A 19,050-nucleotide genomic window follows, 5' to 3' on the forward strand; every position below is an offset into this window, starting at 1 on the left:
GGCCGTTCACGACACCCATCGTGCGGCGAAGGCAGCCTTGGAGTTTTCGCGCAATTCGATTGCGCCATCGTGGATCGGTTTGCACCGGTCCTTCATCAGCCCATGCGGGGATGCATCCCCGCCGGGGCTCTGCCGTCCCCGCTTTTCCTGTTCCCCCAAAGGAGATTCTCATGAGAAGCGGACGTACCCTGGTGAGCCTGGCCCATGAACTGCAACGCCAGCTCGATACCAAGAAGGATCTGGTCGTGCCGTCGCCGCTGGTGCGCCACAGCACCAGCGAGGGCGGTGGCACCACCCTCGTCATCGAAGAGGCCGGCGGGCCCGCGAGCTACGGCGTCACGCCGCTGGCCCGACGCCAGCTCGCCGACAAGCTCGGCATTCCGTATGCCTACTTCGAGCGCATGCGCGAGAACCAGCCCCTGCTGCTGGACCGCAACGTGAACACCTGGCTGCAAAGCGAAGGCGACCGCCGGCTGCTGCGCACGCTCGATGGCCGCGTGCGTGCCGTGCTGTCCGACCGCTACCGCCGCCTGGACAACTACGACCTGGCCGAGCATGTCCTGCCCATCCTGCAGGGCCTGCCCGGACTCAGCTTCGAATCGGTGGAGCTGACCGAGACGCGCATGTACCTCAAGTGCGTGACGCCGCAGCTGAAGTTCGAGATGGCGCCCGGCGACATCGTGCAGGCCGGAATCGCAATCTCGAATTCCGAGGTCGGCCAGGGCACGCTGTCGGTGCAGCCGCTGCTGTTCCGTCTGGTGTGCCGCAATGGCCTGATCGTCGCCGACCGGGCGCTGCGCAAGACCCACGTCGGCCGCGCGCTCGCCCAGGAGGATGAAGGCGTGACGGTCTACCAGGACGACACCCTGCAGGCCGACGACAAGGCCTTTTTCCTGAAGGTGCGCGACGTCGTTCAAGCAGCGGTATCGGACGTGACGTTCCGGCAAGCGGCGGTGAAGATGCAAAAGACCATGGGCATCAAGCTGACTGGCGATCCGGTGCAGAGCGTGGAAGTGCTGGCCCAGCGTTACACGCTGAACGACACCGAACGCTCCGGCGTGCTGCGCCACCTGGTGGCCGGGGGCGATCTGTCAGGCTACGGCCTGGTCAACGCGGTGACCCACTTCAGCCAGGAAGTCGAGGACTACGACCGGGCGACCGAGTTCGAGGCATTAGGCGGCAAGCTCATCGAGCTGACGGCCGCCGAATGGAAGCCGCTCGCCGAAGCGGCATGAGTGGCATGAACCGCGTGCGCGGCCCATAGACGAAACCGTGGCGGGAAGGGATGCCCCCTTCCGCCCGTTTTCACGCGCCTGTGCACGCCGGCGTCAGGAGAACACCTTCACGCTGATGGCGCTGCGCACCTTGCCCAGGATTTTCACGCGGCGCCTTGCAGCCGCAGTTGTCCCTGTCCACTCGTAGTCCTGGTAGGCCTTGTTGTCGCACTTGAGCACGATGCTCCGGTCCATGCGGCGTTCCACCCGCCGGATGTACAGACTACCGTTGCAGTTGAACGCATAGATTCCGTTGCCGGCCAGTTGAGTCACCGCCGAATCGACGAAGACCAGATCACCCGCCTTCAGATGGGGAGCCATTTCGTCCCCGGGCACCTGCATGGGAATGCCCAACTGACCATGGTGGGCCAGAGAATCGGTGATGGCCTGGATGCAGTTGGCCACCTCGATGAGCTGGGCGCAGTGGGCCTCATCGTCACCGTGGGGCCGCAGCGCTCCGATGATCTCGTCCGCACTGCAGCCCAGACCCGCGCACAGCCGGGCGAACGATTCCAGATCCGGCAAACCAGGCTCGCTGGCATCGAACCATCGGCGCACGCTCTGGGCCGCGCGCTGCGTGATCCCGGCCACGTGCGAAACCGTCTTTTCGGCGGGAATGCCCATGGCGATCAGCCTGGCCTGCAGGCGGTCACGCACACCAGGAATCAGGTCGAGATCACCATCGAGGGATGCTGCAAAGGAACGCCCTGCGCGGCTCACTGCACGGCTGTCCTCCAGCCTTCCACGCCGATCCACTGGCAAGCGTGGCGCCACGCGGCTCGACGACGTTGTCTTGGCAGTCACATGACCTCCCGCCGAAAAAAATCAAAAGCGCGTGTTTTACCGCTACTTTTGTTACCGGATGTGGCCGACTTCGGAAACGACCGCCAACCCCTGCTCTTTACGGTGGCGAATTCAGCCAGCCCTCGAGAAAGCAGCAATTGATGCGCACCAGTTCATGGTCGACAGCATATGCTGACTACGACCTTACCACCACCTCATCCCCGAATCGAGTACCCGTGAAACATTGTTGACACTCCCCTCCAGAGGGGCATCGAGGAACGATCATGTGCCACCTGCTTCTATCCGATGTGCAATCCACCAACCTTCAATTGCTCCATGCCATCCTGGTCGGCACGGAGCGCGACATGGTGGAGACCTGCCGCAAATTCAACCTGCATGCGGCCCAGGCCGAACGCCTGCGCACCCTGACACCTGCCGGGGTCTGGAGCCTGGTGCATGCGGTCGGCCAGACCTCCCTGTTCGTTCCGCGGGCCGATCTTGTCGCGCTGATCGACTCGCCGCCGGCGCTTGCGGGCACCTTGGCCGCCGCGCGTCCGCCCCGCCCAGCGCCGCCCATGCAGATTCAGGTGTCCCGATAGATGCCGGGCACCAAGATCAGCCAACGCATGCGGGCGCTGCAATTGGCCCGCGATTGCGCAGCATTGGGCGCGCGCATCCGGACGATCCACCACCTCACCGGGCTGCGACCGCGCGAGTTGCTGCACCTGCTGTTCAATTCGCACGCCATGCCGCCCTGTGGCAGGGCCCCGAATTCCCGCGAGTGGTACCACCGCGCGAACCTCGTGCAGCGGATCGAGGCGTCCATCGTCATCGCCAACTTCCGGCGCATGCGCCATCTGGGTTTTCCGGCACCTGAAGCTCTGGTTGGCGCGTACCGCTACTACCAGTCGATGTACCGGCCCCCGCCTCGGATCAGCTTCGACCGGGCATTCGATCTCGCCGCGCACACCGAGGGCTTGTGGATCGCCAAGGCCCCCAGCTTCCGCTTGGCATCGTGTTCCCGCTGTGACAGCGAGTTCCTGGACACATTCGCAGGCGCCGACACGTCTGCACGGCCCTGTCCTTTCTGCCAGTTGCTCGATCGGCACGCCCGCGACCCGCGCCTCACCGCATCCTTCGCCGAGCCGCCGACGGCTTCAGAGGAACTGATTGCGCACCTGATGCCCGTGCTTGGCGCGGTCACGGACGCCAATGGCGAAACCCCCTCCAATTCGTCTTCATTGCCGCCAGCCGAAACCTAGCCCTTCCTGAACAATGAATCTTCATGGCCCCGCGCGGGCATGGAGATTCTTCGATGGCTCCCGGCACCTCATCGTCCAGCACCGGCGTACAACCGTTCGCATCCTCGGATCCCGGCTTCGAAGCACTGCCCTTGGCCGCCGTCATCGCGGGACACCAGGCGCTTCTGGGCCGGATCAAACTGTGCTTCGGCGCGGATCGCGCCACCTTCGAGCGCGAGCTGATGCCACTGGTTCAGGGCTATGCACGTTTCGTGCACCTGCTTCCCGCCACCGCCGACAACTATTTCCACACGCCCGGCGGTCTGCTGCAGCTCGGGCTGGAGACGGCATTCTTCAGCCTGCAGGGCACGGACGCACACATCTTCTCTGGACGCGCCACGATCTCCGAGCGCCGTGAACTGGAGCCGCGCTGGCGCATCGCGACCTTCATAGGCGGACTGTGCTGCGAACTGCACCGGACGCTGACCCACCTCATCGTGACCACTGCGGACGGCGAGGAGTGGCCGGCATTCCTGGGAGGTCTGGCGCCGTGGCTGGAGCAGCGAGCAGCCGATCGCTACTTCGTGCGCTGGCGCACCAATGCGCGAGAGTCCCGGGGCGTGGGCCTGTTCGCCCTGGCCCACGTCGTCCCGGCCGAAGTGCTGCAAATGCTGGGAGATGGCAATTCCCTGGTGGTGCCGCAGCTGCTGGCCAGCATCGCGGGCGTCCCCCAGTACCGCGAGCACAACGTCCTGGACGAACTCGTGCGCCGGTCGATGGCGCTGGTCATCGACCGCAACCTGCTGGCGAGCGCCGACCGCTACGGCAAGCCCCAGTATGGATCTCACCTCGAGCGCTACCTCGTGGACGCGCTGCGCCGCCTGGCCGCCGGCCATTCCGGGTGGACGCCGAACCGCGACAAGAGCCGTGTCTGGCTGGGGCCGGAGGGGTTGTTCCTGGTCTGGCCGGGGGCTGCGGAGGATGCGTTGTCGCTGCTGGAAAGCGACCAATTGGTCGGTATCCCGAAATCGCCCCATACCCTGCTGGATTTGCTGCTCGAGGCGAAGGTATTCGTGGCGGCCCGCGTCGGCCGCGAAACCTGGGACATCGAGCCGCCAGGAGCTAAGACGTCGATCGAAGCGGTGAAGCTCGCCAATCCGTCTATCTTGCTGGCGGGCCTGGAGCCGCAGCCCATCGCCCTGACGGCAAACCTCGTTGCTGCGCCTTCACAGCCAACGAAGCCACCGGCGCAGGCAGCCAACACGAAGTCCGCAGTAGCTGCGGATTCACCTACCGCCACGGCGACCGCGGCCTCTCCTCCAACCACGCCCCCACCCGAGGTACCTGCGGCAGCCGCACCAGCAGAACAGCTGTCGCTGCTGGATACCCCTGGCAACACCGATGCGCCAGAAACTGCGCCGCAAGAAACCGATGCCCTGGTTGAAGCACCGGCGTCAGTTCCATCGAGGGCGGAACCACCCGCCATATGCCTGCGAGCCCCAATGCGCCTGAATCCTGCCGTGCGCAAAGCCCTGGCCGACATCGTGGCGACCCTCAATGACGGCGCCTCTGCGTCGGATATCTGCACTGTGGCCGAGGGCGTCTTTGTGCCGCTTGCGGAGTTCGAACGCCGCGGCATACAACCCAGCATCGCGATCCGCGCGCTGGACGATACCCGGATGATCCGGCGCCTGCAGCCAGACGGCCCGCCCACGGTCTCGCGCCAGATCGGCGGCACCACCGTGGTAGGCGTGATCCTGGCACCCGCCCACGTCGAAGGCCTGGATCCTGCGGCCTTTGGCCTCGCTGCCGAAGGAGACGCGGCCACCCCACCCGACGCTACCGCCACACAGCAGCGAGGCCGCTGACATGCTGGTGCGCCGCTACGAAATGCCCTGGCGCCGCGCCTTCGAGGCCCATGCGGGGCTGGTATGGCTGGCCGCCGCGCTCTATTTCGCGATCATTGCGCTGGCCGGCCCATTGCCTGTCCTTCCTTCACTCGGACTGTCTGCCGCCTGCCTGCTGATGGCCTGCCGGCGAACGGCCCAGGCAGTACGGATACTGCGGCTGCGCGGTTCCCTCGGCGGGCGCCGCATCCAGGTGCTGAGCGCGCAGGAACTGGGACGCCTGTGCACCGATCCGGCCCAGGTGTTCCTGGGCTTCGGCTTCGAATGGAGGCCCGTGCATGCGCAGCGTCTCTATGAACTCTCCAAGGTGGACTACCGCGAGTTCAAAGTGCCACCGTGGCTGCAGCATGCCATGGGGCAAGGTGGCGCCGCACAGCCCGATGCGGAGATCGGCCTGCCCTATATCCACGGGGTGGAGCCGACCGAACATGCGCTGCGGCGGCCATTGCAGAACTTTGAGGGCGGCACGCTCCTGGTAGGAACCACGCAGTCGGGCAAGGGCGTGGCTCTGGCCAACCTGATCACCCAGGCCGTGCGCCGCGGCGACGTCGTGATCGTGATCGATCCCAAGAACAGCCGCCGCCTCAAACGGGTCGTCGAGCGGGCCTGCGAGGACTACCGCGAGGCGGACACCTTCATGGAGTTCCACCCTGCCTTTCCGGAGCGCGGCGTCCGCCTGGACTTCACGTTCAACTGGCAAAAGCCCACCGAGATCGCATCGCGCATCCAGTCCATCATGCCGCCCGACACGGCCGGTGCATTCACGGCCTTCGGCTGGGACGCCGTCAACGTGGTGGTGCAAGGCCTGGTCGAACTGGAAGAGCGGCCGAATCTCATCAAGCTCACCAAGTACATCGAGGGCGGCATCGAGCCCGTGTTGGAGGCCTCGCTGCGGCGCTTCTACGAGGAATTGCTGGGCACTGGCTGGCGCGACCAGCCCGAGATGCGCAAGCTGCTGCACGATGCGCACCGGGGCAACATGCGCAGGCCCTCCGAGGCGGCGAGCGCCGACCTGATGGGCTTCGTCGCCTACTACGAGCACCACGTCCCACAGAACCAGCGCAACAAGGTGCTCGACGCCCAGGTGCGCACGTTCCGGCACAACCGGGAGCACTATCAGAAGATCACGGCGAACCTGCTGCCGATCCTCTCGATGCTGACCTCGGGCGACCTGGGCCGCAGCCTGTCGCCCGACCCCTTCGACGCCGACGATCCACGCCCGATCATGAACTTCGAGAAGATCGAGCGCGGCGGCCACGTGCTCTACATGTGCCTGGATTCGCTGCCCGATCCGTCGGTCGCATCCGCCATCGGTGCCTTGGCCCTGGCCGACCAGGCCGCCCGGGCCGGCATGCGCTACAACCTCGGCACCTACCGCCGCATCTCGCTGTTCGTGGACGAGGTCAGCAACGTCATCAATCAGCCGCTGATCGAGATTCTCAACAAGGGCGCCGAGGGCGGCATCTTCGCGACCTGCGCCATGCAGACCCTGGCCGACCTGGCGCGGCGCCTGGGCAGCGAGGATGCCGCCCGCATGGCGCTGGGCAACCTGAATAACCTGATCGCACTGCGCACCAAGGACCGGCCCACGCAAGACTTCGTGGTCGAGACCTTTGGCAAGACGGCGATCCACACGGTACGTGTCGGCCTGAGCCACGGGGCCGACACGCATATCGGGGACTTCTCCTCGAGCTATTCGACCCAGCTCACCGAAAGCTTCGAGGAGGTGGTGCCGGCGGACATCCTGGGCAAGCTGCCGAACCTGCAGTACTTCGCATCCGTATCGGGCGGCCGCATCATCAAGGGCCGCTTCCCGATCATCGATGCTGACGCGGACGCGCAGCAGGGAGGAGCGGCCGCATGATCCGGGCCGTCGCCGTCATCTCCCTCGTGCTGCTGCTCATACTGGTGCTGTACGTGCCTGCCGTGCATCCGCCCGAGCGCTTCCTGGAGCAAATGCGCAGCGAGCACCAGGTGGCTGTTGAATTCTGGGGAGCGGAACCCGCCTACCGGATGCTCGATCGCGCCATACGCCTGCAGTCCAACGCCGCCGAAGCGAGTCCTCTCCCAACGCTGAGGGACATGCCCAAGAGCCACGACACCAACCAAGCGGTCGCCACCGAGATGAGATCAGTCAATCAGCGCCTGTTCGACAACGTCTACTTTCGCTCGGTCGATGCGCTGCTGATGCTCGCGAGCTATCGCCTTTCCGGATTGCTGGAATGGCTGCCCTGGCTGATCCCCCTGGTGCTGGCCGCCAGCACTGACGGCTTCTTGCTACGCGTGGTTCGGTCCAAGGAGTTTCTGCTGCACGATCCGGAGATGTTCGCCGTGTGGTGCTCACTTCTGATCATCACCGGCTGCGCAACGGTGGTCGCATTCGTGCTACCTATCCAGTTGCATCCAGCCATGCTGGCCGGTTCGCCCATTGCGATGACCGTGCTGCTGGGCCGTGCGATCACGCATTTTCACCGGCGCGCATGACCGAGCCATTGCCCGCTACAACTCAGCCTCGGCCATCAGTTCGGTCATGCTCATCTCCATCGCTTTCGCGATGCGAGCGATCGAGACGATCCCGGGATTCTGGCCGCCGCGTTCGATGCTGCTCATGTAGGAACGATCAATGGCACTTCGGTGTGCGAGTTCTTCTTGAGAGATGCCTCGCGCGCGCCGGCTGCGGCGAATGGCACCGCCCAGTGCGATGAGCACCGGGTCGTTGGCGTGCCGAGGCGAGGTAATGGGCATCCCCGCATGGTGGGGATATGATGCCCAATCACACCACGGACGATATTCCACATAACCGACCTGTGGGAGAGCGTGCGGCTGGTGTTTTTTCCGTTAATGCTGGACTGTTCCCGCTAACTCTGGACTCGTCTCGCATTGACGCAATGCATCATCTCTGTGGAGGGCGCGACCATGAACACAGCCTGCATCGATCGCCTCCGGGAGTTGGCGGAATCCATCACCGCTCTCTCATTATCCCATTTGCAGCCAGCCACACGTGCCAAGCTGCACCGGAATGACCTGTCGGTGAACGCCTATCCCACCGAGTTTGGAGGACTGGTCTACGTCGGTTCACCACCACACCGCATTCCCGTCGAGACTGATCTGGCACTCATCGCGGGACTCTCGGCCCATGCTGGCATTGAATGGCTATTCTTCGACGCCGAGGGGCCGGTCGTTGACGGGCTGCCCGTGTTCGACACTCACCAGTCCACTCCCTGACGCCAATCAGAGTGGAAATCGCTGAGTCCCAAAGCAGTCTCGCCTCTCGCGTTCTCTATGGCATGGGCACCAAAGCAGGCTGATTGCGAAACACCCCTGAGTTGAGCTTCATTCCTGGGCGACTTGCATGCAGCCCTCTCCTATTCTTTGTCCATGCGCTGACGCGCGTGTTCATCGAACTCCAGGACACGAGGACCCATGCCATGCTGATCGCCATGCCGAACACCAGCCCCGCAAGCCAGGCCCCCGAGGGAACTGCCGACACCAGCGACGTGGTCGAGACGCGGCTCTGGCTGGAGGAGCACCACTGGCTCTATGCCCTTCTGCGCAGCGAGAGCAATGTCGCTCCCACGTTCCGCATTCCGGATCTGATGAGTGCTTGCGTGGCTCTCGTCTTCAGCAATGAGGATGCCCCAGAACGGATCTTCGGCTTTCTCGGGACCGCGCTGGTCATGCGCTCGCCTACCACGCCGCGCCGGCGCGAGTCCTTGTGGCGTCCCCAGTTCGAGCTGCTCCACGAGCTGCAATGCTCGCCTGCCAACAAACATCCCAACCCCAAGTTCCAGCTCGACCAGTTGACCACCGCCTGCGTGGCGCTGTGCCAACTCGAGGATGCCTCGGGCGCCGCCGTGCTCATCCAGGCACGCCGCAACATGGTGGAACGGCACCTGACCCAACTCGCGCCGCGACACCCGCGATGACCTTGCGGCATCACGCCACTCACCCGCATTGACCTCCCGGGCCCCCGCCCGGCTTACCCGCCAAGACCCTGACCGGCACGCCCGGTCCCCACCCCGTGCCCGCATTGCAGCGGGCTTGTCCTGAACCACTGGGGGGTGTCCGATGCGCTGGGTTGTCGTTTTCATGGTGGCAATACTGCCGACCGCTTCGGCCCTGGCCATGTGCTGGGACACGGCGGCGCAGCGCTATGGCATTGCGCCGGAGCTGCTCTACGCCGTCGCCCGCACCGAGTCGAGCCTGAATCCGCGCGCGGTGAATCGTGCACATGAGAAGCGCACGGGCAGCTACGACATCGGCCTGATGCAGATCAACAGCCGGCACCTGCCCCGGCTGGCTGGGTTCGGCATACGTGAAGCCGATCTGTACGACCCCTGCGTGAATCTGCAGGTGGGGGCATGGCTAATGGCAGACAGCTTCGCGCGGCATGGTGTCAGCTGGAATGCCGTGGGCGCCTACAACGCAGCATGCACCCAGCTCAAGGGGGACGCCTGCACACAGGCCAGAGCCACCTATGCGTGGAAGGTGTACCGGCATCTGCCGTCGACGCGCGCCGTGGATCAGGGTGTCCGGCAGAAGGCCGTCACCGTCGTGGCGCAAAGCCAGGGCCTGCGCGTGAGGGTGGCGCCATGAAGCGTGCAACACCCGAGGCCCTGTGCAGCCGCTGCGCGCTGTGCGCGTGCCTGGCCATCTCGGCCTGCACCACGGCGCCGCCCAGCGCCATCGAGCCGCCCGCAGCGGTGGTCACCAAGGCCTGGGCGCGGCTGGCCCAGCACGGACATGGCGCGCAAGCTGAGTTCGCACTGTGCCGTGGCGACGCCTGTCCCCAACCCACGACCAAGACCTTGAACACCGCGCCAAAAGTCATCGTCCCGGTAGTGCCGGATCCCGTAGCCGATGCCCCGGTTCCGCTCATCGAGTCGATGGGCCCCGGCGAGCAGGTGGAGGTGCAGACCCATCAGGCAACGCCCGCAACCGAGGGGCCGCCTGGCGCTGAACCACCACCGGAGGCGCCACAGCGCAGTAGTTCACTGCCCGATCAAGACCGCTAACACCCACCTGTCCGGGCCTTGGCCCCACCCCGCCACTGGGCAGACCGAACCGCACCACCTGATCGACACCCGTCTTTTCCTTTCCGGAGATTCGTCATGAGCACTGCCATCCTGTCCACTTCCGCCATAGCCACGCGGCGCACGCCCGCGCGCAGGGTCCTCGGTTTTCTCTGTCTGGTCGCTCTGGCCCTGGCCGGCCTGGCCCTCGCGTTCCCGAGCCATGCGCTGGACCTCGTCGCCTTCACGGGCATCACCGGCCCGCTCACCTCCGCGCTGTCGCAGATCGCCGAGCTGGGGCCGGGCATCAAGGCCCTCGTGGGATTTGTCGGCTTCGTGGTGGCGCTGATCTCGCTGTCCGCGCTGCGCAATTTCGGGCCCGTGCTGTTCTATGTGGGCCTGGCCATCTTCGCCGCCGTCGGCCTCGTGATCGCCGGCGCGATCATGGGCGCAGTCGTCTGAGCCCCGGCGCATCACCATCCCGGAGGCCCACATGCAAGCGGACACCTATATCCCGCGGCGCCTGGACGACCAGTGGAAGATCGGCTTCTGGGACGTCGATGTCGCCGCGCCCATCGTCCTAGCGTTCTTCATCGGCTACCTGTCGGCCAGCAGGACCGCGTTCGCGGTCTGCATGGCCGCCGGCATCGCCGTCTCGCGCTGGATCGCGCGGCTGAAGGCGGACAAGCACCCTGCCTTCGCACTGCACTGGCTGTACTGGCATCTGCCGGTCAATCCCGCCACTGCCATGCGCGCGACGCCGCCATCGCACATCCGCCGCATGGTCGGCTGAGCCGGAGAAGCACCATGGACTTCGATCGGCTCAGAGGCGACCTCAAAGACATGCGCCGACGCAACCGGGGCCTGGGCCTGGCCGTCGGCGCCCTGGCCGCCGGCATGCTGCTCGCGCTCACCATCATCATCAACCTGCTGGGCACGGTGCGCACCGTGGTCGTGCCGCCCTCGATCAGCAGGAGCTTCTGGGTCACCAGCGACCGCGCCTCCAGCGAGTACCTGGAGCAGATGGGCAGCTTCGTCGCCTGGCTGATCCTGGACGTGACGCCTTCCACCATCGACTGGAAGAAGGACATCCTGCTCGGCTACGTCGACCCGGCCCAGTACGGCCCGCTCAAGACGCGTCAGGAGGTCGAGGCCGAGCGGCTCAAGCGCATCAACGCCGCAACCGCCTTCGCGCCCCAGCAGCTCGTCGCCAGCGAGGACACCCAGTCGCTCGTCGTGCGCGGCCGACTGCGCACCCTGGTCAACGGCGTTGAGACCGCCAACGACCTCAAGGCCTACCGCATCGAGTTCGGCCATGCCGCGGCTCGCATGCACGTCATCGGATTCAAGGAGGTGCCCTATGCGGTCAAGTGACAGCACGCTCACCCGGCCCTGGCCCGCGTATTTTCCGCGCACGTTCTCGCGCACTTCGGCCCTGCAACAACCGGCCGGGAGCCTCGGGGCCATGCCGCCCGCTTCGCCTGGCAATCCGTCGCACCAGCGCTGGAGCCGGTTGCCACCGGCCGCTCGGAAAGTGCTCGCCGTCACCGCCCTGTCCCTCGGCCTGCAGGCCCACGCGCTGCAGGTCGTGGAGGCCAGCGACGGGGTGGCGGTCGAGGCGATCGTTTCCCTCAAGGAGCCCACGCGCATCCGCATCGAGGGGGCAGCGATCACCGACGTGTTCGGCAACATCCATGCCAGCCATTGCGGCGGCGGCGCACCGGCCATCTCTGCCGCACCCAACACCCCATCAGGCACGCCCGGCCTTGCCAGCCCGGCATCGCTCACCTCCTCCCCGGTCAATCCGGCCGGGGATGTCATCGTCGAATGCGACCGCGACAAGGGCGAGGTCTACATCCGGCCCGTCGGCGATGCGCTGCGGCCAATCAACCTGTTCGTTTCGTCGGCCACAGCCACCTACACGCTGCTGCTGCGCCGTTCGGACACCCCGGCCGACACCATCGTCATCCGGGACAAGACGCCCCAGGCGCTGCGCCCCGGTGCCCCCGAGGCCACGCCCTCCGGCCCGGCACCCAGCCACGTCCGCGCGATGAAGGGCCTGCTGGTGGCCATGTCCTCGGACCGGGTGCCCGCCGACGTGCGCGTCGAGGAAGCCTCCAAGCCCATCCAACTCTGGGCGGAAGCGCGCTTCACGTTGATGCGCCGCTATGAAGGCCGCGGCTATGTGGGCGAAAAGTACGCCCTGCAGAACGTGAGCCTGGCTCCCATGGTGCTGGCCGAGCAGGAGTTCGACCGCCCGGACAGCCGTGCCGGCGGGGAGATCACCGGCATCGCGATCGAGCACCACAACTTGCGTCCCGGCGAGACCACCAGCGTCTATGTGATCCGGCGAGGAGGTTCACGATGAGCACTCCTTCCATGCCTTCAGGGCCGTCCGGATCCGGACGGCCATCCAGCCACGCCGTGCGCGGCTGGCTGGAGCGGCTGTCGCCGCGCCAGCGCCAGTACGCGCTGCTGGCCGCCATCCTGGGCGGCGGCATCGGCCTGCTATGGATGATCTTCAGCTTCGCGGGAAGCAATGCCAAGCCACACGGCGGCCGCGCGGCACAGACCCAGCCCGGCGACGTCACCAACATCGGCGTGATGCCACCCGGCGGCCAGGTCAATCCGGTGGACCAGTGGGTCGGCACCGCGGGGCGCAAGCTGGCCCAGTACGAGACCGAGCGCGAGGCACAGAGCCGGGTCAACAAGGACCGCGAGGCCTTTGAGAACAAGACCCTGCAGCGCTTCGCGGAACTGGAAAAGCGGCTGACCAGCACCCAGCAGGCCGCCGCATCGCCGCCGCCCGCGCCCACGCCCACGCCGGCACCAGTGCCCGCACCGGCAGCCCCGACAACCATGCCGCCTGCGGCCGGCCTGCCGCCAGCGCCGCCCACCCCGGGTACGGGCGCCATGCCCTCCGGCATGCCCACGTTCCAAGGCATGGCCGCAGCCACGCCGCCAGCGCCCGTGATCTCCCGCGTGACGCTCGCTGAGCGTCCTCGCTCGTCCAACACGACCGGTAGCGACGGCCCCCACAGGGCCGAGGGAGGCGGCCAGGCATCGAACGCGATCAAGACGGTTTCGACCTTCCTGCCGGTGAGCTTCACGCGCGGCATTCTGCTGGGCGGCCTCGATGCGCCCACGGGCGGGCAGTCCCAGGCCAATCCGCATCCGGTGCTGATCCGCCTGTCGGACAACAGCGTGCTGCCCAACCAGTTCCGCGGCGAATACCGCGAGTGCTTCGTGGTCGCGGCGGGCTATGGCGACATCAGCTCCGAGCGCGCCTACCTGCGCACCGAGAACCTGTCCTGCGTGCGGGCCGACGGCGCCACGCTGGAAGTGCGCATCCAGGGTTCGGTCTACGGCGAGGACGGCAAGGTCGGCATGCGCGGACGGCTCGTGACCAAGCAGGGCCAGATGCTCGCCAACGCTCTGCTGGCTGGCGTGGTCAGCGGCATCGGCCAGGGCTTGTCCACCGCCAATACCACCTACAGCAGCTCGCCGCTCGGGACGATGGCCAGCACCGACAGCAATGCCGATGCCTACCGAGCCGGCCTGGGCAGCGGCGTCGGCAAAGCACTGGACCGGCTCGCCCAGTACTACATCAAGCTGGCCGAGAACACGTTCCCGGTCATCGAGGTCGACGCCGGCCGCCAGATCGACGTCGTGATCACCAAGGGCGTGCGCATCGATGTGCCGATGACCGCCTCCTCCCACTCCCTTGCCGAGCGCGGCCAGCGCCGCACCGCTTCCCCCGAAACCCGTTACCTGGAGACCACCGATGATGGCAATTACTGAGTCCATGCGCCGGCGCCACCGCTTCGCTTCGGCAGCGCTCTGTGCTGTGCTGGCGGCTGCGGCAGCGACCGCCCAAGCAGCCCAAGCCGCGCCCTCCGACGAAACCCGGCTCCTGACTGCGCTGCGCAAGGCCCATCCAGGCACCGAATTCACCGAGGTGTCGCGCACCGAAGTCGCGGGCCTCTACGAGGTCTGGATGAACGGCAACGTCGCCTATGTCGCGTCCGCGAATCCGCGCTATTTCGTCTTCGGGCGGCTGTTCGACACCCAGGCCATGCGCGACGTCACGGGCCCCAGGGTCGCGCAGCGCTCCAGCCAGTCCACCCAGGATGGACGGGCGCAGACGGAAGCCGTCACCGCGGCGCCGGTGCCGGTCGATCAGTTGCCGCTGGCCGACGCGATCAAGACGGTGCGCGGCAACGGCCAGCGCAAGCTCGCGGTGTTCAGCGACCCGAACTGCGTCTACTGCAAGCAGCTCGAACCGGAGCTCGCCAGCCTGGACAACGTCACGATCTACACCTTCCTCGTCCCATTCCAGGGCGAGGCCCGGCCGGTCGCCATCTGGTGCGCCGCCGACCGCGAGCGCGCCTGGCGCCAATGGATGCTGCAGGCGGATGCCAGCCTGATGCAGCCGGGCGCGCAGTGCGAGCACCCGATCGCGCGCAACCTTGAGCTGGCGCGCCGGCTCCGCGTACAGGGAACGCCGACCATGATCTGGGCGGACGGCAGCCGCACCGACGGCTATGTCGGGCGATCTGCGCTGGAAGCCAGGTTCGCGGAGGTCGGCAACGTCGCAGCGGCCCAGCCGGTCAAAACGGAGAAGCGGCCATGAGCGCGCGCATTGCATGGATCGCATGTATCGCACGCTGGGCCGCTGCCGCCCTGCTGCTGCCGCTGGCCGGCTGCACGAACATGTCGGGCCTGAGCGGCAGTTCCAAATATGCATGCGCCGCGCCGGAAGGCGTGGCCTGCGACTCGGTATCCGGCACCTACACCAACGCCCTGCACAACAACCTGCCCAGCCAGCAGGCGTCGGCTTCCCGCGGCGGCCCCCAGGGCACTGCAGCGGAGACTATCGCATCACTGTCAGTGCGCCAGCCGATGGTCGGTGCGCCGCGCAGCATCGCTGACGGCAGCGCGGACGGTGCTCCGCCCCTGGCACTGCGCTCCCAGGCCCGGGTGTTGCGTCTGTGGACCAAGCCTTGGGAAGACGCCGACGGCGATCTTTGGGACCAGGGCTATGTCTATGTCCAGGTGGATGCGGGCCGCTGGCAGATCGACCATGTGCGCCAGCGCATCCGCGACCAGTACGCCCCGCTGCGCCCGCCACCAGCGGCTGCACCCACCACGCCGTCCGGTGGCGCGCCGGCACCTGCCGGGCTCGCCCCGTCCGAGCCTGACAGCGCCGCCCCTGCCGAGGGCACCGTTCAGCGCCCCGCCCCATTCAATGCCTTCCCCTCGCTCGCCCGTCCGCCGGCCGGCCTGGGGGCCCGTCCGCAGTGAGGTCGCCATGCTGTTTTCTTCCGCCGATACACGATCCGGCGCTATCCACACCGCGCCGCTGCTTCCCTTTGGCGCCCCCGCGGACACGCCGGCCGAGCAGTTTGCCAACTGGCTGCCGTATTCAGCCTACCTCGCGGATGAGGAGATCTTCGTGAACCGCGATGGCATGGGCTTCATGCTCGAAGTCATGCCCCAGTCGGGCGCCGACGAGCGCATGGCCGAGGTGCTGGTATCGCTCTACGCCAACTGCCCGCCGGGCACCGGCCTGCAGTTCCACCTGTTCGCTTCCCCGCACATCCGCCACCAGCTGCGCCAGTACACCAACCTGCGCGTCGAGGACGAGGACCAGGCCGAGAAATCCCGCGAGCGGGGCCGGCCCGTCCCCAACGAGAACCTGTTCCGCAAGCTGGCCCGCCAGCGGGTCAACCACCTGCTGCATGGCACCCAGGACTCGCTAACTGCGGGGTTCCACTACACGCTGCGGGACTTCCGGCTGATGCTGAGCGTGGCGTTTCCGGGGAACGCCGAGGACTTGAACCGCCGGGACGCGCTGCTGGCCCTGCGCGACTCGATGGCGGCCACGCTGCGCTCGGCCATGCTGCCCAACCGGGTCTGCGACGCGGCCGACCTGATCAACTGGTGCGCACTGTTCACCAACCCCGGCCGCATCGCGCATTCGGACGCCGAGGACCTGAACTACGACGATGACCATTGGCTGCGCTACGACGACGGCCGGGAGATTCGCGACCAGATCGTGGACTTCGACACCATCCAGGACCCGCACCCCTCGGGGATCACGCTCTGGAAGGAAACCAGCGCCGAGGTGCTGGAGGCACGCTTCTATTCGATCAAGTCGTTCCCGGAGCGCTTTGCCCTGTGGCAGATGGGCTCGCTGATCGGCGACCTGATGCAACCGGCGCTGCAGTACAGCGCCCCCTTCCTGATCACGCTGGGCGTGCATGTGCTGGACCCGAACGCCACCAAATCCATCATCACGGCCAACCACGTGCGGGCGACACAGAACGCCAAGTCCAAGATGGCCGACGTGATGCCGGATGTGCGCAAGAAGCTCGACGACTGGTCGGCCGCGGCCAATGCGATCGACACCGGCGGCAGCCTGGTGAGCCTGTACCACCAGCTCGCCATCTTCACGTCACCGGACAAGGCGGCCTCGGCGCACGAGGCCGCGAACGCCATCTGGCGCGCACGCGGCTTCCAGCTCAACGCCGACGCCTACATGCACCGCCAGGCCCTGCTGGCCAGCCTGCCACTGACCCTGACTCCGAGGTTCCACAAGGACCTTGCCAAGATGCGCCGCGTCACGCGCAAGACCATGGCGAATGCCATCCATATGGCGCCATTGATTGCCGAGTGGCGCGGCACGCGCACCCCCGCCCTCGTGTTCGGAGGGCGGCGCGGGCAGGTCATGACGCTGGACCTGTTCGACAACGACCTCGGCAACTACAACTTCGCGATCATCGGCGCGCCCGGCTCGGGCAAATCCGTGCTGATGAACGAGCTGGCCTGGTCGTACCGGGCCATCGGCGCCAAGGTCTGGATGCTGGACCTGGGCCGCAGCTTCGAGAAGCTGTGCCGCAAGGCCCAGGGTACCTATATCGAGTTCCGGCCCGATGTGGACATCTGCCTGAACCCGTTCACCATCGTGCACGACATCAACGAGGACATCGACATGCTGGTGCCGGGCATCAGCAAGATGTGCTCGATGCAGCACACGCTGGACGAGGTCCAGTACAAGGCCATCTCGGCCATGGTGCTCAAGCTCTGGCGCGAGCACGGCAACGACCTGACGATCACCGGGCTGCGCGACGCCTTCAAGACCGGGACCATCGAGGAGCTCGGGGTCACGGGCGACCAGCGCATCCGGGATCTGGCCATCATGCTCAACCCCTACGCCAAGGGCGGGCAGTACGAGCGCTTCTTCGAAGGCCGGGCCAATGTCGACTTCTCGAACGACTTCATCGTCATCGAGAACGAGGAATTGAAGCGCCGACCCGACCTGCACGCGGTCGTCAACATCCTGCTGCTGCACCAGATCACCGGCGAGATGTACCTGACGCGCAACCGGCGCAAGGTGCTGTTCATCGACGAACTCAAGCAGCAACTCGGCGACATCGGCGCCGACGATCCGGTCAAGGCGGCCGTGGTCGAGGAAGCCGCGCGGCGCGCGCGCAAGTACGGCGGCGCCTTGGGCACAGCCACGCAATCGGCCGATGACTACTACGGCAGCGCCCAGATGGAGGCCGCCTTCAACTGCTCGGACTGGGTGTTCCTGCTGCGACAGAAGCCCGAGTCCATCGAGATGCTGGACCGCAAGGGGCGTCTCTCGATGGACGAGCCCAAGAAGCGGCTGCTCAATTCGCTGCGCACCGAGGCCGGGGCATTCTCTGAGCTGTACATCTCGTCGCCCGTGGGCGAAGGCGTGGCGCGCAACATCCTGGACCCGGCCACCCACCTGCTGTTCTCGAACAAGCTGGAGGACAACGCGCCCATCGACGCGCTGCGCGCCCAGGGCCTGTCCATCGACGAGGCCATCGCCGAGCTGCTGCGGCAGCGAGGGCACACGCTATGACCCGGCCGCTGCTGCTCAACGCCATCGTCTCGGCGCTGCTGGTCGCCCTCGGCATCACGGCCTATGACCGCTGGGTGCTGCGCCCGGCCCTGGTGGTCGGTGTGGTCGACCTGTCCGAGGTCTACCGCGCCAAGGAAGCCGAGTTCACCCGCCTGCTGACCCAGCCCGGCAGCGATGCGGACCGCGAGCGGGCGCTCGCGCTGGCGCGCAACTTCTCGCAGCGCCTGCCCGCGGCGCTGGATGAGTTGCCCCGGGAATGTGGCTGCCTCGTCGTCATCAAGAGCGCGATCGCCGGCACGCCCCACGGGCTCGACCTGACGGCGGCCTTGCGCCGCAAGGTGGATCTGCCATGACCGCGCATCCTGACTCCCTGCATACCCAGCCCCGGGCGTGGTGGCAGCGGCATGCCGATGCCTTCCGCGACTTCCTGCGCCACATGCGCCGGCGCTGGTACCTCTACCTGCCCGTGTTCGCGATCTGGGGCTTTGCCTATGTGCGGCTCTTCATCGACCCGACGCCGCGCCTGCCCCTGCTGGTCAACTGGACGCCCAGCCTGCCCTACCACGTGGCGCTGATGCAGTACCAGCGGTCTGGGGTACAGCGCGGCGACCTGATCATCTTCGGGTTCGCGGGCGAGGCCCAGGCCCACTACCCCGGTCTGCGCGGACAGCCCTTCTTCAAGCAGGTACGTGGCATGCCCGGCGACGTCGTCACGGTCGTGGATCGCGTGGTCTTCGTGAACGGCGAGGCCGTGGGACTGGCAAAGACCCATGCCTACGACGGCCATCCGCTGGCGCCCATCGCGCCGGTCGTGATCCCACCTGGGCATTTCTACGTGCAGGGCATCGGCCCCCACAGCTTCGACTCGCGCTACGCCGAAAGTGGCCTGGTGCGTGCCGAACAGGTGGTGGGCATCGTGGTGCCGATCTTCTGAGGAGC

Annotated in this window: 22 protein-coding genes; 20 read left to right on the forward strand and 2 right to left on the reverse strand. The window is 66.6% G+C overall.

Translation table 11 applies throughout. The features are described 5' to 3' along the window. Positions 1 to 170: 170 nt before the first annotated feature. On the forward strand, positions 171 to 1,235 hold the full coding sequence (locus Q9R47_RS01935) for a DUF932 domain-containing protein (RefSeq protein ID WP_311231505.1): 1,065 nt from the start codon (positions 171 to 173) through the stop codon (positions 1,233 to 1,235). A 93-nt stretch (positions 1,236 to 1,328) separates the two neighbouring features. Here Q9R47_RS01935 and Q9R47_RS01940 read toward each other — a convergent pair whose 3' ends face one another. Beyond that, complete coding sequence (locus Q9R47_RS01940) at positions 1,329 to 1,994, reverse strand: S24 family peptidase (RefSeq protein ID WP_311231506.1); 666 nt, start codon at positions 1,992 to 1,994, stop codon at positions 1,329 to 1,331. A 347-nt stretch (positions 1,995 to 2,341) separates the two neighbouring features. Here Q9R47_RS01940 and Q9R47_RS01945 point away from each other — a divergent pair, with 347 nt between their 5' ends. The 5 genes from Q9R47_RS01945 to Q9R47_RS01965 are packed head-to-tail and all read left to right on the forward strand — an operon-like array spanning position 2,342 to position 7,689. After that, on the forward strand, positions 2,342 to 2,656 hold the full coding sequence (locus Q9R47_RS01945) for a hypothetical protein (protein ID WP_311231507.1): 315 nt from the start codon (positions 2,342 to 2,344) through the stop codon (positions 2,654 to 2,656). Next, on the forward strand, positions 2,657 to 3,319 hold the full coding sequence (locus tag Q9R47_RS01950) for a FlhC family transcriptional regulator (protein WP_311231508.1): 663 nt from the start codon (positions 2,657 to 2,659) through the stop codon (positions 3,317 to 3,319). It abuts the gene before it with no gap. A gap of 53 nt (positions 3,320 to 3,372) precedes the next feature. Further along, positions 3,373 to 5,166: a MobH family relaxase gene (gene mobH, locus Q9R47_RS01955; RefSeq protein WP_311231509.1), complete on the forward strand. Its 1,794-nt coding sequence runs from the start codon at positions 3,373 to 3,375 to the stop codon at positions 5,164 to 5,166. Position 5,167: 1 nt separating this feature from the next. Then, on the forward strand, positions 5,168 to 7,069 hold the full coding sequence (gene traD / locus Q9R47_RS01960) for a conjugative transfer system coupling protein TraD (RefSeq protein WP_311231510.1): 1,902 nt from the start codon (positions 5,168 to 5,170) through the stop codon (positions 7,067 to 7,069). After that, positions 7,066 to 7,689, forward strand: a complete 624-nt coding sequence (locus Q9R47_RS01965; RefSeq protein WP_311231511.1) for a DUF4400 domain-containing protein — start codon at positions 7,066 to 7,068, stop codon at positions 7,687 to 7,689. The genes traD and Q9R47_RS01965 overlap by 4 nt, the downstream gene beginning before the upstream one ends. A gap of 15 nt (positions 7,690 to 7,704) precedes the next feature. Here the strand turns inward: Q9R47_RS01965 and Q9R47_RS01970 are convergent, their stop codons facing one another. Then, the gene (locus Q9R47_RS01970; protein WP_041835951.1) at positions 7,705 to 7,950 is read right to left on the reverse strand and encodes a helix-turn-helix domain-containing protein; all 246 of its coding nucleotides are present in this window, start codon (positions 7,948 to 7,950) and stop codon (positions 7,705 to 7,707) included. Positions 7,951 to 8,121: 171 nt separating this feature from the next. Here Q9R47_RS01970 and Q9R47_RS01975 point away from each other — a divergent pair, with 171 nt between their 5' ends. From Q9R47_RS01975 to traF, 14 genes are all read left to right on the forward strand, one after another. Further along, positions 8,122 to 8,430, forward strand: a complete 309-nt coding sequence (locus tag Q9R47_RS01975) for a hypothetical protein (RefSeq protein ID WP_311231512.1) — start codon at positions 8,122 to 8,124, stop codon at positions 8,428 to 8,430. A gap of 203 nt (positions 8,431 to 8,633) precedes the next feature. After that, complete coding sequence (locus tag Q9R47_RS01980) at positions 8,634 to 9,131, forward strand: hypothetical protein (protein WP_311231513.1); 498 nt, start codon at positions 8,634 to 8,636, stop codon at positions 9,129 to 9,131. 142 nt (positions 9,132 to 9,273) lie between these two features. Beyond that, a complete protein-coding gene (locus Q9R47_RS01985; protein WP_311231514.1) occupies positions 9,274 to 9,801 on the forward strand; it encodes a lytic transglycosylase domain-containing protein in 528 nt (175 codons plus the stop codon). Further along, complete coding sequence (locus tag Q9R47_RS01990; protein WP_311231515.1) at positions 9,798 to 10,220, forward strand: hypothetical protein; 423 nt, start codon at positions 9,798 to 9,800, stop codon at positions 10,218 to 10,220. The genes Q9R47_RS01985 and Q9R47_RS01990 overlap by 4 nt, the downstream gene beginning before the upstream one ends. Before the next feature lie 96 nt (positions 10,221 to 10,316). Further along, positions 10,317 to 10,679 carry a hypothetical protein gene (locus Q9R47_RS01995; RefSeq protein ID WP_311231516.1) on the forward strand — a complete coding sequence of 121 codons (363 nt, stop codon included), beginning with the start codon at positions 10,317 to 10,319 and terminating at the stop codon, positions 10,677 to 10,679. Positions 10,680 to 10,710: 31 nt separating this feature from the next. After that, positions 10,711 to 11,010, forward strand: coding sequence for a type IV conjugative transfer system protein TraL (gene traL, locus Q9R47_RS02000; protein ID WP_311231517.1), 300 nt, complete (start codon positions 10,711 to 10,713; stop codon positions 11,008 to 11,010). Positions 11,011 to 11,024: 14 nt separating this feature from the next. Next, entirely contained in the window at positions 11,025 to 11,591 is a 567-nt protein-coding gene (traE, locus tag Q9R47_RS02005; protein ID WP_311231518.1) for a type IV conjugative transfer system protein TraE, read from the forward strand. A gap of 91 nt (positions 11,592 to 11,682) precedes the next feature. Continuing rightward, on the forward strand, positions 11,683 to 12,585 hold the full coding sequence (locus Q9R47_RS02010) for a type-F conjugative transfer system secretin TraK (RefSeq protein ID WP_311231519.1): 903 nt from the start codon (positions 11,683 to 11,685) through the stop codon (positions 12,583 to 12,585). Continuing rightward, positions 12,582 to 14,018 (forward strand): TraB/VirB10 family protein, encoded by a 1,437-nt coding sequence (locus tag Q9R47_RS02015; RefSeq protein WP_311231520.1) that lies wholly within the window; start codon positions 12,582 to 12,584, stop codon positions 14,016 to 14,018. Before Q9R47_RS02010 ends, Q9R47_RS02015 begins: the two co-directional genes overlap by 4 nt. Beyond that, positions 14,002 to 14,850, forward strand: a complete 849-nt coding sequence (locus Q9R47_RS02020) for a DsbC family protein (RefSeq protein WP_311231521.1) — start codon at positions 14,002 to 14,004, stop codon at positions 14,848 to 14,850. Before Q9R47_RS02015 ends, Q9R47_RS02020 begins: the two co-directional genes overlap by 17 nt. Beyond that, positions 14,847 to 15,521 (forward strand): TraV family lipoprotein, encoded by a 675-nt coding sequence (locus tag Q9R47_RS02025; RefSeq protein ID WP_311231522.1) that lies wholly within the window; start codon positions 14,847 to 14,849, stop codon positions 15,519 to 15,521. Before Q9R47_RS02020 ends, Q9R47_RS02025 begins: the two co-directional genes overlap by 4 nt. Before the next feature lie 7 nt (positions 15,522 to 15,528). Further along, positions 15,529 to 18,111, forward strand: a complete 2,583-nt coding sequence (gene traC / locus Q9R47_RS02030) for a type IV secretion system protein TraC (protein WP_311231523.1) — start codon at positions 15,529 to 15,531, stop codon at positions 18,109 to 18,111. Then, on the forward strand, positions 18,108 to 18,464 hold the full coding sequence (locus Q9R47_RS02035) for a hypothetical protein (protein ID WP_011804807.1): 357 nt from the start codon (positions 18,108 to 18,110) through the stop codon (positions 18,462 to 18,464). Before traC ends, Q9R47_RS02035 begins: the two co-directional genes overlap by 4 nt. Continuing rightward, positions 18,461 to 19,045 carry a conjugative transfer signal peptidase TraF gene (gene traF / locus Q9R47_RS02040; protein ID WP_311231524.1) on the forward strand — a complete coding sequence of 195 codons (585 nt, stop codon included), beginning with the start codon at positions 18,461 to 18,463 and terminating at the stop codon, positions 19,043 to 19,045. The genes Q9R47_RS02035 and traF overlap by 4 nt, the downstream gene beginning before the upstream one ends. The last annotated feature ends 5 nt before the right edge of the window (positions 19,046 to 19,050 follow it).

This window comes from Acidovorax sp. PRC11 (assembly GCF_031844105.1).
Lineage (GTDB): Bacteria > Pseudomonadota > Gammaproteobacteria > Burkholderiales > Burkholderiaceae_C > Paracidovorax.